We start from the raw sequence: 13939 nt of genomic DNA, 5'->3' as shown, positions 1-13939 counted from the left end.
GCAAGGGCGTCACCCCATTGACCTGACCACCCATCAGGACCACCCCGGCCATCAGTATGGATTTCTGATGGCCACCAGTTGAGAGAACCCAAGTCCACCTACCTGGGGATCTTCATGGCCGTTGACAGGCCGTGCCTTGGCCGCTGCCGACCACGATGGCGCAGGGGCCGGATGCACGCTCGGGCAGTGGCTGGGACGCTGGCTGGCCACCAAGGACGCCCTACGTCCGTCGACCCGGCAAGGCTACGCCACACACATCCGTCTCTACCTCATCCCGCAGTTGGGAAGGATCCTGCTCCACCAACTCACCTCCCGCGATGTCAACGGACTGCTCGCGGCGCTCGCGTCCCGTCCCTCGCCAACCGGCCGCCAGCTGTCACCCGCTACCGTGGTGCGGATCCACGCCACCTTGCGGACCGCGCTGAACGCGGCGGTGCGCGCCCGGCTGATCCCGGTCAATCCGGCCAACGGAGCCGAACTCTCCCATCCCCGGCGACCGCATCCGGTCGTCTGGACCGCCGGGCGGACGGCCCGGTGGCAGCAAACGGGTGAACGTCCGGCGGTGGCGGTCTGGACCGAACAACAGCTCGCGGCCTTCCTGACCGGCGTCGCGCAGGACCGCCTGTACGCCTACTGGTGGCTGGCCGCGCTACGCGGATTGCGCCGCGGTGAGCTGGCCGGGCTACGCTGGACGGACGCCGACCTGCAGGCCGCGGAGCTGACGGTGACACAACAGCGGGTGCACGCCGATGGTCACGTCGTGATCGGGCCGCCGAAGTGCACCGCCAGCTGCCGGGTGGTGGCCCTGGACGCGGAGACTGTGCGGGTGCTGACCCGGCACCGCGAGCGCCAAAAGGAGCTGAGCGCGAGGGCGGCCACACGCTGGCAGGACTCCGGGTACGTGTTCACCACCGCGGACGGCGAGCCGCTGCGGCCGGACTACCTCACCGGTCCGTTCCGCCGACTGGTGACGACCTCCGGACAACCGCCCATCCGGCTGCACGACCTGCGACACGGCGCCGCCACGCTGGCGCTGGCCGCGCGCACCGATCTGAAGGTGGTGCAGGCCATGCTCGGGCACGCCAGCATTGTGCTCACCGCCGACACCTACGTCTCGGTGCTACCGGAGGTGGCCCACCAAGCCGCCAGGGAAACGGCCAGGCTGGTGCTGAACGCCGCGTCCGCGCTGGGGCGGCCGCTGGGCGGCTGACTCAGCTTTGCCCCACATTTGCCCCATGCCGTCCCAGCGCACGGGCGTAGCCTGAGTTTGCCCAGGTGGAGAAGCGCGCCCTGCAGGATTCGAACCTGCGACCGTCGGATTAGAAGGATCCTCTGATGTCGCGGGGTGCCATTTGAGGGTAGTTCGTACCGCCTCCGCGCGCATTGCGTATCAGGCGGTGCCGGGCCCTGACGCCGCGCGACGGGGCGTTCGAGCACGCACCGAGCACGGTGGATCGCTGATTGATCATCGCATTCTGGGCCGCAGGATAAATACCGTGCCCCAAACTACGCCAGCACTACACTGTGCAACGGCCGCTGTGCTCGGGCGTGCTCCAACACCCCGACACCGTGCGGATTCCCCCACGGGCAGACCGCAACCGGCCTGCCCGGGAGAGCGCTCCCTTCCACCACCGACCCGAACTAGGTAGCCGGCGCCATGGGGCACGGGCGGTGTCCTATGCGCTCGCTGCCCTGCCTCGGGCTAGGACAGCGAGGCGCACGATCGCGGATGCGAGCCGCTCGGCGTCGTGCAGCGCCGTCCCGTTGTCGCCGTATTCGTGGAACCAGATTTGTGCATCATCACCATCGTGGGTAAGCCATGCCCCTTCGATGGCGCCGCTGTCACACACATCCTCTGGCCAGTGGTGGGTGCACCATGGTCGGCAGCCTGGCCTCTCGCTGATGACCGACGGTGGTTCCGGAACCGCGGATCGGTTGCGTCCCGCCGAGACGAGCACGAGAAGGTGAAGGGCGATCTCCTGCGCCTCGTCGAGGGTCATGTAGTAGGTGGCGTGATCTCCGGTGTCTCCGAAGCAGATGCGCGGCTCGGCTTCGCGATAGTGCTGCACCAGATCCGTCATGATGCTGGTCGGCTTGTACGCGGGCTTGTCCCCATGCCTGTAATTGATGTACGGCATCGTCTGCAGGGCAGTGTTCAAGTACAGGCTGCCGTGCTGCCGGTCCTCCGGATGGTCGGAGCCGCTGTGTTCGTCTCGGCACCAAGCCGGGCAGGGGCTCACTGCGAGCCATTCGGCTGGGCTGGCAGCGAGGCGGCGTTCATCCTGATGTGCGTCGCACTCGACCACCTTGATGTCGAGCAGAGTGCCTGCAGGTGCTAGATACCGGTCTTCTCTCCCACATCGAATGCATGCGCGACCTTCGAGCTGGGCCGGGGTCAGGGACTGACGTGGGCCATCCGGGTCGCTGTGCTTGTCGGCGATGGACGAGCTTTGGGCCACCTCCGCATCGACGGGTTGGCGCTGAGCCGGGACTGAGCCGACCTGAGGGACTTCCACATCGGCGGCCGTGCTGGTGTCGACGTTGATACTCATCGGGGTCACGCACCTTTCGTTCTGAGGCAGTCACCTGTCTGAGCGCGGGTGCGTTGCACGCTCTCAAAACAGTCATACGCCAGATACGCAAGTCGGTAAAGGGGCTGACGGTACTGCCGTGAGGTCAGTGAGCGGTTCGCCGCATGAGACGAAGGTATTGAAGGGGCCAGAAGTGCAAGTGCATTAGAGCTTCAACTCATAGATATTTCGGCTGGCCCGTATCAAGGCGGATGGCGCAGAATGAAACGATCTCGCGGAATCTTCGGAAAATTGTCACACCTATTAGTCACACTTTGCTGGTGAGGCTCGGGATCACGGTGGTCCTTAGGAGGTGGACGTGGAGCAGCCCCGACGATGGTGGCAAGCGGTTCTGCCTGCTGACTGGACGGTGTTCGCCCTGCCCGACGATCTGGCGCGGGAACGGTACACGGCGCTTTTGGCCGCTCTCGAAGAGCTGTCGACTCGAGGGCCCATGTCGAGCCTGGAGGAAATCACGGCGCAGGTGCGCAGCGTCGGATTTCACGATCCGCTGCCGGAGCCGGAGTTGCGGGAGACGCTGGATCACCTCGCCAAGTGGGGGTTCGCCGAGCCGTTTCGCGACTACACGGCCCCCGTGCGCAACTACCAGGGCCTGATCGTCCGACGGGAGGCCTGGGCGCTGACACGCAAGGGACGCGGCATCGTGGCCGCGGTCCGGGCGGCTGTGGTCGATACGCGGCGGGCGCTCCAACTTCCGAGCAGGCTGCTTGACAGCGTCGAGTTGACCATTCGCAAACTCATCGATCATTTGATAGATCAGAGTGGCATCCTGCCCATGGATCTGGACGACGTGCGGACTCGAATTGAGGAGCTGCAGCGGGTCACCGCCGATTTCTACACCGCGTTGGCGCAGATGGTGCAGTCGGACGTGACCGACGACGAACTGTTCGGCGACAACCGGGACCGGGTGATCGAGGCTCTGCGACAGTTCCCGCGCGAATACGGGCGCGCCTTGCGGCGAGTGGAAATAGCGCTGCTCGACCTGCGCGGCGCAGGGCATCGGCGGATCGTCGAGGCGGCCGTCGCACACGCAGGACTGATCGATGTTCGTGACCAGCAGTACTGGGTCGAGGAGCGGGTGCGCTGGATATCGGATTTGGAGGCTTGGTTCGCGCCGGACGGCACCGTTCACCGGCTGATCTCCTCTGCGACCGGGGCAGTGTACACGTTGCTGGTGGCCATCGAGCGCCGCTATTCGGCGCGCCGCCGGGGCTCGGATCTCGGGCTGGACTTCCATGTGCTCGCGCGGAGTCTGTTCAGGCAGCCGAGCGACGAGGAGGCCAGGCGTGTCTTCGCGGCGGCCTTCGGCGACTGGCCGGCATGGCACGCAATGGCAGGGGGCCTGGAGGAGGATGTGGCCCACGGCACCGCAGCGGCCGCAGGCGACTCCCCGTATCGAGTCGAAGTGACGCTGCGCGAGCACGAGCGGCAAGGGCGCGCCAGCGGGCGCCCGCGCAAGGTGGCCGACACGTCGGCGGCGCGCGCGGCCGCGGTGACCGAAGCCGCCGCCGAAGCCACCCGGCGACGCCGTCTGGCCGCGTTCCTGGTCACGGATGGAGAGGTAGGGCTGGATCATTTCGCGGGTCTGGATTCGGAGACCGCCGCCGTGCTGCTGCGGGCGATCGAGATCGCGCTCGCACAGTTCAACCCCAGGGAAGGTCGTGGAGTGGTGCCTGTTGACGGCGCGAATGTCCTGGTCGAGGTGCGGCCAGGTGTCGCCGGCCGCACTGTGACGGTCGAACTGGCCGATGGACGGTTGACGGGTCCGGATCTGAGAGTGCGTGTCACCTCCATCGAATCCGGCACCGCGGCTGGAGCGTTCCGTCCGGCGGGCGAGCAGGACGGAATGGTCGCATGAGCGGACTCTATCTCGACGCCGATCTGTGTGAGGCCGCTCGGACCCTGGCCCTGACCGGGCGGCTTCGTGCCGAGTGCGATCCCGAGTACTACCGGGCTGCCGTCAAGGGGCGCCATGATCTGACCGCGTTCTTCCGGCACCAGTTCGGTTGGACTTTGGAGGTCTTGGAGGTGGCCGAACTGGTCCGTCTCCACAAGCGACGTGTGGACGTTCCCGCCGATCGAGGACCACGGTTGGAGCGTGGACGCGGCGATGGCCCCTTGGCGCCCAAAGACGTGCTCGTATGCGTCGCGCTGGTGTGCGAGCAGCTCTGGCGACGCTCCCGGATGAGCCTGCGGGAACTGCTTCAGGCGATCGCGCACGTCTGCGCATCGGAGGCGCGGCAGGGCACGCTCCCCGAGTTCCAGGTCGTGGCTCCGGACGGTGTCGGCAAGCAGGCGGCACGGCGGAACCGGCAGCACCTTGTGGATGCGCTCAAGCTGCTGGTGGCTGAAGGAACGATCACGGTGGACGCCGACCTCGACCATGCCGTGGACGATGAGGACAGTGATCTGGTGGTCACCGCGGCCCGGGATCGCTTGGCCGCCAAGTTCTCCTCTCTGTCCCCGGTGTTGCTCGGCTTGGACGCGCTCCCGCCCGAGCGGCATGTCGCCGCCCTGTCGGCGCGATCGCTGCTGGATCGGGAGGACGTCACCGATGCGGGTACGCCGCCGAGCTTGGAGGATCGCAGGTTGCGAATGATGCGCCGGCTCGTCGATGACCCGGCGACCGATCCCGGCGACGATCAGACCGAGGGTTCGCCGTACCTGCACACTTTGTCGGGCCGGGAACGCGCCCTGAATGTCATCGGGTCCCTCGGTTACGCAGCCGCGGTCAGGCGGGACTGGTGGCAGGTCACCGACCCAACGGGAGTCGGAACCGGCACCTCGTTCCCGAACGGTCGCCGCACCGAGCGGCAGGCCGCCCTCGCGCTGCTTGCGGCTCTCCCCCACCGCGAGGATCCCATGGCGCCGCTGCCCGTCAGTGAAGTGCTGGGCGTGCTGGAGAAGGCTCGTGAAAAACTGCCGCGGTGGGCTGCGGCCTATTCCGGGCGGCTGTCCGCCCTCGCCCGCGCTGCGGCCGCTGAACTGGTCGCAGTGGGGCTGCTCCGCGAGGACCGAGAAGACCCCGGTATCTGGCACCCAACCCCTGGAATTCACCTGTGGCGAGTACGAGTCCGCCCCAGTGCCACCACCAAGACTCCGGGCGAACCATCCGATGCCGGGCTCGCTCAGGATCCCCTTCCTCTCACCGCCGAAATTCCAGGAATCCCGTCATGACGAAGACCGAGCATCCAGCACACCTGCTCGCCGCGGGCAACATAGCGACGCTCGGAGTCCCGGGCGCCGATGACCGGTGGCAGCCCACGCGGGCCGGCATGGTCAACTCCTGGGCATGGTCCGACGAGACGCTGCTGTTCGCCGATGGATGGCTTGCCCTGGCCGGTCCCAACGGCTCGGGAAAATCCTTGACCGCGTCCATGCTGATCACCCTGTTGCTCGACGCCGAAACCTCCCAGACGGCTCTGTCGGTTTCGGGTAAGGCAAGCGGGACTCTCACCAGCAGGCACACCGATCGGAACGAGCGCGAGGACCGGACGGGGGCGTGGTGGCTGGAGTACGGCCTGCGCGACAGCGTGAGCGGTCAGACGTCGTACTTGACGACCGGTCTGTGGCTGCGATCGACCGTCAGCGAACTGCAACGTGCGTTCTTCATCGTGCCTGGCCAGGTTGGCCGTGATCTGATCCTGCAGCGCGATCACGAGGCGATCAGGATCGCCGACCTGGCGGAACAACTCGCCACGCTCCACGGAGAGCTGTTCACCTTGTCGTCGGCCTTGCGCCCGCAGGCGACGGCACATCTGCAATCCGTCGGCGACGAGCGCGGTTACCGGCAGGCCGTCCGGACCCGGCTGTTCGCCCCTCTGGACGAGGTTCAGTTCGAGGCGCTCATCGGTGTGCTTCGGAGCCTGCGTAGCGTCCGTACGGCCGAAGCGATCTCGCCGGTGAAGATGCGTGAGGTCCTCACCGACGCCCTGCCCGCCCTCGAACCCGATCAGCTCAAGCTCATCGCCGAGGCGATGGAACGCATTGCCGAACTTGAGAACCAGCTCGATCGTGCCCGCAGCGAAGCAGGCCTCCTGAAGGACGCGCACCGCCTTTACGGCCGCTATCTCAACGCCGTCAGCCAGCTTCAGGCAGCTGAGCTGTCATCGGCCAACAACGCCTACGACGACCAGACGCGACGCGCCAGGGAGGCGACCGAGCAGCTGAAGGAGGCGGAGAGCGCCAGAGCCTCGGCCGAGATCGGGTTGAAAGCGACTCGCACTGCGGTTTCTCGGCTGGAGGGCGAGCTCGGAGCCGCCGACCAGGTTCTCAGCGAACACGCCGGTGCGGAGCTGTCACTCCTGCAGGAAAGAGCCGACGAGTTCACCTTGGCGGCGAGTGAGGCGGACGTACGAGCAGAGCAGGCCACGAACAGCGCATCCGACGCCGCCTACCAGGCTCAGGAGTCAGCCGATTCCGCCTCGGACGCGCAGCGTCACCTTAACGACCTCGCCGACCAGCTACGGCGCGATTCGTCCGCGGTGGGCGCGGAATCGGCTTTCGACCGGCTCTTGGTTGCCCTCCATAATCTTGCAGTTGGCGAGCCGACGGCTTCGGCTCCTTCGTTGGATCTGCCGCAGCTCTGCGGGACGCCGCTCGCGTGGGTCGAGGCCCGTGTCCGGCAGATTCGCCGAGTTCAAGACGCACTCCATAAGCACAGCGAGGCGCAGCACACCGAGCAGGCAAGGGCCGAGATCAGGCGCCGTGCGGAGGAGGAAGAGGACAAGGCCCACGGGGCAGTCGAGGATGCCTCGGGAGCTGGCCGGCAGGCCGAATCCGCGTTCACCGACGAGCTCACCGTCTGGTCTGCGACTCTCCGCCACCTCGAGCCCCCGCCCCAGGAGCTCAGTGCTCCCGATCCCATGTCGGCAGATGGGCGCTTGTCACCCGGCAAGGTGAGCGAGTGGCTGGAGCTGGCCGCTTCCAGGACTCGCGACCGTATAGATGTGGCGGGGCACCGCGAACGTGCCACGACCGATGCGGCACTGGCCAGCCAGGCCGCCAAGGTCGCAGCCGACGCCGGGGCCTCACACAGAGCCGAGTTCATCCGCGTGGAGAAGGCCGCTGCACGGCTTCAAGAGGTCGGTGCCGAGATCGAGGCCGAGTCCGTGGTGGACGAGCAAGAATGCTCGCAGGCGTACGAAGATCACGCAGCAGAACGGGCCGCTGCTGAAGCCGAGGTGGCTGCTGCTCGGCAGCGCCGTTCCGATGGTGCGGCCGCTGTCGTCGTGGCCGCAGGCGACTGGCTCACCAAAGCGCACCGCTGGCGGAGTTCTCTGGTGTTCCTCGACCCGGGAACGATTGCCCTGCCCAGCCCTGCGGCACACATCTCGTCCGCGCAGCTCGACGCACTGGATCCCACTGCGATCCGCTTGGCGGCGCACAACGCGTATGCCCACGCGGTCCCTGTTCTTCACGATCGGGTGTCTGCTGCTCACAACCAGGTGCAGCAGATCGCTGATCACATGGACATCGTCGAGACCGACCTGGCACAGGCTCGGCAGGCAGCCCCTGTTCCACCCGGGCCTGTGTGGCGGAGCCGGCATCCTGATGACGGCGTCCCGCTGTGGGCCCTGGTCGACTTCGCCTATCATCTGACGCCGCACGATGCCGACCGGCTGGAGGGCGCGCTGCTGGTGTCCGGCCTCCTCGACGCTCTGATCACTCCTGATGGCCGGTTGGCGGCTGGAGACCTCGTCATCACCGCACGGGCACCGGCCGCGGGACGAACACTCGCTGACCTACTCCGTCCCGAAAGCCACCCTGACCTGTCGGTCGGCCAGATCACGCACGTGCTGCGTACCATTCCGGTCGACGCGCACGAAACCAGCCAAGTCCCCGACACGCTGACCCATGGCGTGCTTACCGCCTCCTGCCCATCCGGCTATCGCGCGGCCTACATTGGGCGGACGGCTCGCGAGCGCGCCCGCCGTCAGCGCGTCAGCGATCTGGAGGAGGAGCTGGCGCGGCTCGAGGGCGACTTCGCCGAGGCCCAAGATGAGCTGACCGCACGGAAACGGGACGCGGAAGCCGCCGCCGAGGAGCGGGACGGCATCCCACCGGACGGTCCTCTCAGCGCCGCCCGCCATCAGCTCGACGAGCTCACCGCAGCCCTCGCCGGCGCCGAGCAGGCGGCCACCCGCCGCACCACTCAAGCCGACCGAACGCTTGCCGAAATCCTGGCCGGTCTGGAGGCCAAATCCGCTCAGCGCTCCGCACGACTGGCCGCGGTGCGGCAAGACATGCACCATGCCGAGCAAAGCGCTCTCGCGGCGAATACCCGGGCCACCGAAGCGGAGATGGAAGCGGCCGAACTCGCCCAGATCGCGGCCGACAGCGATACCGTGCATGCGGAGGCTGCCCGTGCGCAGGAGGAGGCCGATGCTGAACGGTCAGCCTTCCCCCACGTGTCGCTGGCCACCGTGGTAGAGGCACACCAGGCCGAAGATCGTGCCGACGTCACCCTGATCGGAGCGCGCGCCGCCGTCATTGACGCCTGCGAACGACACACACAAGCCACTGACGCCGTCAAAAAGGGACTCCGCACGCTGAACCAGGCGGCGGCTCTGCCCGACGGTTCCCTCTTGCCCACCTCACGGGACACGCTCGACGATCATCTTGAGGCGGTCTCATCCCTGACCCGTGTCATCGACGGCTGCTCCGCCGCCGCCCGGCGCTGCGGTGAGCTGATCCAGCTCGCCCAGCGAGATGCCCGCAATGCCGCCGCTCAGCAGACCGCCGCCGCCAAGGCCACCGAGGCCGCCATGAAAGCGGGGCTAGCGGCGACGAAAGCAGTCGCGCACGTCGCGAAGATCCGCACGCTGTACGGCACCGAATACCAGGAGTTGCTCGAGGAACGTCAGGATCTGGCCGACCGGCTTCAGCAAGCCAAGGACGCGGTAGAAACGCTGCTTACCGAACGGCAGACCGCTGAGGTGGACGCCGTGCGGGCTCGCTCCACCCTGGAAGGTATCGAACCTCATCGCGCCGAGGCCGAACGTCGCCGAGACCATGCTCTACGTCTGCTCGGCCGCCTGGTCGACGAACGCCTCGCCACGCTGCCGGACGATATGCCGGCCGACGAAGGGGGCCGACCCGCGAACCTGACCACCGGCCTCACCTGGGCCTACCGCTTGCTCGCCGGCAAACCCTCGGGCCCCGAACGCCTGAACGCCCTCACTCAGAACCGCAACCGGGCACTCGTCGCGCTGGAGAACAGCGTCCGCACCGCCAGCGCCGCCCTCGCCCGCTTCAACCGCCAGGTCGTCCTCGTCACCGTGGAGGACACCGAATGGCGACGGGCCATCATCGCCGACCCGAACGCCACCCGGGGCGACGACCTAGATCTCGCACTTCAAGCCCTGCACGGGAGCATCGCCCAGCTCGAAGAAGACCTGCGTGACGATGTCAAACAGACCATGAAGACCGGCATGTTCACCAAACTGCGCCGCGACATCCAGGTGCGCCGAGATGCCGCACGCGAGCTGGTCCGGCAGATCCGGGCAACCCTGCGGGAGGTCCGCACCGGGGTGGCCAACGTCGGCGTGCAGGTCGACTGGGATGTCCGCAAGGACGAGGACGCCCAGCATATGATCAGACTCATCACCCAGCCTCCCTCCGAGGCCACCTTCGAGCAGATGTACACGGTCCTGCGGCAGCGGATGGACGAAACGGTCGGCGAACCGTGGCCTGACCGTGTCGCGCACACCTTCGACTATCGTGCCTGGCATGAGTGGGACATCTCCGTCACCCACTCTTCTTTCGGCGACGGCAGCAGTGAGGCGTTCCGGAAGGTCTCCTCCCGCTCCAACCCGTTGGAATCACTGTCTACCGGGGAGCGCCGGCTCGCCACCATGTTGCCGCTTCTGGCCGCCGCCTGGTCAATGTACTCCGGCGACACTTATCGCGGGCCCCGACTGCTGTCGATCGACGAGATCGACGCCGCCTTCGACGAGCCGAACCTCCGCCAGATTCTCGGACTGCTTCGATCATGGAACTTCGACGTCCTGGCCACAACGCCGTCCATATCCCCAATGATCAAACGAGAATCCGGCCGCACCATGATCCACGAGGTCATCGCCGCCGGACGGCAACGCATCACTGTCCCCTGGCTGTGGGAAGGACACGGAGATCCGCAACCCCTCACCCTAGAGCTGAACAGCCCATCATGAGCCACGGCCTCGACCTGATCGTGCACGATCCCGACTTCGCCCCGCTGTGGGCCGCCCTCCACGACCGCCTGTGCTCGGGAGAAGAAGCCAACGCCATCGCTACGCTCAGGGTGCGCGATCTCCCGCCGTCCGCGATCGCCGAACTAAGGTCCTGGTTGGACACCACCACCCGACGCCGCCGCAGCCGATCGGCGATCCCCATGACCGGCACAACCGCACACGTCCCCATCCGGGAACTGCTGTCGGTGCTCGAAATCTCTCCACACGAGCTGATCCCACTCACCGAGAAAGCCACCGGCAAGCAGATCGTGAACCGAGCCGCCGCCCGCAGGGACGCGGCCGCGCTGCGCCAGGACCTCTGGGCGTACGCCACCGAACAGCTCCCCCGCCTACCACGCTTGGTCGCCCGCATGCGCTCAGCCGGGGTCGGCGACGACGAACCCGCACTCCGCCGGCTGATCACCGCCCTTGCCGAAGTCATTAAGAAACTTCCCGCCCAACCTCCCGTCAGCCTGCCCAAACTGGCCCACGACAGTGCTGGCGACCCCCACTACTTCGACCTGAACACCCCCAACGGCGCACGACTGGTCTCGGCCGTCGCCGAATTCACCGGGCAGCCAGAACCCATCCGGCCCGATCTCGTCCGCGCCCTCCTCTCGGACGCCGGCATCGTCGCTGATCGGCTGTCAGCCACAGTTCTCCTATACCGGATCAAGGTCGTCGGAGACGGCGTTATAGACCGGCGGCTGCGGGAGGCGACGACGCCAGTGGCGGTAACCCTGCTTGATCTCGTCATGCACCCACCCGTCCTGTCTCAACAGATCCTGACCGTCGTCGAGAATCCATCCGTTCTCGAAGCGGCCATGGCCTTGGACAGTGACCTTCCCCTCGCCTGCACCAGCGGCCACCTGCGGGGAGTCGATCACGCCCTCCTCCAGCTCGCCTTCGACCAGAACATCGCCCTGCGGTACGCGGGTGACCTCGATGCCGACGGCTTTCAGGTCGCCAACTACATTGCTCAGCACTACGGCGCCGAACTCGTGGCGATGGACGCGGAGATCATCGCCGAGGTCGGATCGGCACCCTCCGCGGTGCCACTCGGCCCTCACACTGATCCGACGTTAAAAGCAGCACATGGACTGCCCGAGTACGTCCTCTTTCAGGAACACGACGCCGTTCTCCGGCGCATCTTAACCGACCAGGAGTCGCCCATGAGATCGGAACCGACATGAGCGCTGCACCGCGTCAAGAGCAACCATGACAGCTCCGACCTGTGGTTGACGAGTTTCGTACCCGCAGTGAAATCATTCGGGCGGCCATCGGGAGAGCGCCCGACGGTGGCGGTCTGGACCGAACAACAGCTCGCGACCTTCCTGGCCAGCATCGCGCAGAACCGCCTGTACGCCGCTTGGTGGTTGGCTGCGCTGCGCCATCTGCAGCGGGGCGAGCCGGGCGGGCTGTGCTGGACGGACATCGACCTGCAGGCGGCGGAGCTGACGGTGGCACAGCAGCGGGTGCACGCCGACGGTGGCACAGCAGCGGGTGCACGCCGACGGCCAGGTCGTGGTCGGACCGCGGCCAGTGTTCGACGCCTCCGGAGCATGCCTATTCGTCCTCGACGTAGCCATGCCTGGCGATCTCCACGAACTCGAAGACTCTTGCCAGGTCACCTAGATTCTCAACCGCCTGCGCACTCGAGCAACCTCCTTGGTGAACGCCTTCAATCTGCGTTCGTCTACAGATATTTCTAAAGTGATCTCGATATGCCGCGGCGGCGGGTTGGGCATCGCAAGCCACACGGGAATCTCTCCAAATTCCCGAATGACTCGATCCATGAAGAAGAGAGTTTGACCTATGGGTTGTCCAAGGATTGCCGATAGCATATCCGCGGCCTGACGAAACTCGTCCGCATAGACCGTTCCTCGGACCTCACTTGCAAGATTGAGAAGGTCTTCGCAAGTGGAGACTATGCGGCCAGCGAATTGCACGATGGTACCGACATCACCAGCGAATCCCGGCGGCCCAAAGGCGCGGACGTTTATGTCGGACGCAAAGATTGCATTTAGTCCTTTCGCTATCAGGAGTCCGTCATTTAATACCCCCTCAAGCTGGGCCAGAGATGACGGTCGGTCTAGATACCTGCCCGTTCGGCGCCCATAACCATTCTGATAGTCACGCCACCTTAGATCTAGAGCGACACGCCCTTGCAAGAGCACACCGGCGAAGAGTAGGTATTCCCAGGCGCGTGGCATCTGCTCGATCAGTGCCCGCTGTTCATCCGGGTTTCTGGGCACCCAATTTATTGCCAGCGGCTTCGGTGGGGCGAGCGAATCCAAGCGCCTCATGACATCGTCAAGCTTCTCGGCGACCTCGTTAGCCATGAGATTCGGGAAGAGCTCTCGCAGGCCTTTGAATCGCTGAAGTCTATCCGCAAAATACTCCGGCCCTCGCCAACTGACTTCAATACCAGCGGCATTACCAGCTTGCACCATACTGGCGGCGATATGTTCCGGCATGGGATAGTTCGAAAGGAAGGTCCAGCGGTTTATATCCCAGGCCCGATCTTGCTTGAGCTGGATCGCCTTCTTCAGGTCGCCAGCCATCTTCGTCCTGATCTCGGCGTCAATGCTGCGGTTCTGCGCTCGCTTAAAACAGTGTGCGGCAAACATTCTCCGCTCGGACTTCAAGAAGCCGTCGTTTCCCCTATCGGGCCGGTCATCATCAATCGGAAGGAAGTCGTCCCCATGCTCTGCCTGCAGAACCGCATTACACAGCCGGACAAAGTCCTGTGGGTTGGTAATGAGCTCAATCTGCGCCCGCAAGTTCACAGGCGGAATTGTACTAACTGAGCCACCAGAGATCTACATCGTTGGGATTTGCAACGCTTGTTCCGCTCGAGAACATGGTTTCGCGCTGCGATCTGGGGTTTGCTGCGCGATCAGAGCGGCGGCTGCGACCATCGTCAGGCATTGTTGTCGCTTGTCTACCGGCGGGTGTAGGGCTTGTTCGGCCTGGTTGCGGTGCTGGTACGCGCTGATCTGTCCAAGGAACCTATTTCAGCCTCACGCGGCCTGCTGGGCTACACGATGGTTTTGAAGGATGGCGATGGCCTTGCAGAGGTGGCCGGCCTTGGACGGGCTGCAGCGTAGCTTTCGGAGGATCTTCCAGCTCTTC

At 65.7% G+C, this 13939-nt stretch carries 7 protein-coding genes; 5 read left to right on the top strand and 2 right to left on the bottom strand.

All coding sequences use genetic code 11. The features are described from left to right. Positions 1–136: 136 nt before the first annotated feature. Positions 137–1210 (top strand): tyrosine-type recombinase/integrase, encoded by a 1074-nt coding sequence (locus E1292_RS45040; RefSeq protein WP_165975072.1) that lies wholly within the window; start codon positions 137–139, stop codon positions 1208–1210. A 466-nt stretch (positions 1211–1676) separates the two neighbouring features. Here the strand turns inward: E1292_RS45040 and E1292_RS45035 are convergent, their stop codons facing one another. Further along, a complete protein-coding gene (locus E1292_RS45035; protein WP_132605930.1) occupies positions 1677–2552 on the bottom strand; it encodes a DUF6907 domain-containing protein in 876 nt (291 codons plus the stop codon). Positions 2553–2889: 337 nt separating this feature from the next. Between E1292_RS45035 and E1292_RS45030 the strand changes: the two genes are divergently transcribed. From E1292_RS45030 to E1292_RS45015, 4 genes are read left to right on the top strand one after another with little or no spacing between them, the layout of a single operon-like run. Continuing rightward, positions 2890–4449, top strand: a complete 1560-nt coding sequence (locus tag E1292_RS45030) for a DUF2397 family protein (protein WP_132605929.1) — start codon at positions 2890–2892, stop codon at positions 4447–4449. Then, a complete protein-coding gene (locus tag E1292_RS45025; RefSeq protein ID WP_132605928.1) occupies positions 4446–5768 on the top strand; it encodes a DUF2398 family protein in 1323 nt (440 codons plus the stop codon). Before E1292_RS45030 ends, E1292_RS45025 begins: the two co-directional genes overlap by 4 nt. Then, complete coding sequence (locus E1292_RS45020) at positions 5765–10765, top strand: SbcC/MukB-like Walker B domain-containing protein (RefSeq protein ID WP_132605927.1); 5001 nt, start codon at positions 5765–5767, stop codon at positions 10763–10765. Before E1292_RS45025 ends, E1292_RS45020 begins: the two co-directional genes overlap by 4 nt. Next, positions 10762–11997, top strand: a complete 1236-nt coding sequence (locus tag E1292_RS45015) for a TIGR02679 domain-containing protein (RefSeq protein ID WP_220447379.1) — start codon at positions 10762–10764, stop codon at positions 11995–11997. The genes E1292_RS45020 and E1292_RS45015 overlap by 4 nt, the downstream gene beginning before the upstream one ends. A 438-nt stretch (positions 11998–12435) precedes the next feature. Here the strand turns inward: E1292_RS45015 and E1292_RS45010 are convergent, their stop codons facing one another. After that, on the bottom strand, positions 12436–13593 hold the full coding sequence (locus E1292_RS45010) for a hypothetical protein (protein ID WP_132605926.1): 1158 nt from the start codon (positions 13591–13593) through the stop codon (positions 12436–12438). Between the last annotated feature and the right edge of the window lie 346 nt (positions 13594–13939).

It is taken from the genome of Nonomuraea deserti (assembly GCF_004348685.1).
Lineage (GTDB): Bacteria > Actinomycetota > Actinomycetes > Streptosporangiales > Streptosporangiaceae > Nonomuraea > Nonomuraea deserti.
This window is presented reverse-complemented; position numbering and strand designations above follow the sequence as displayed.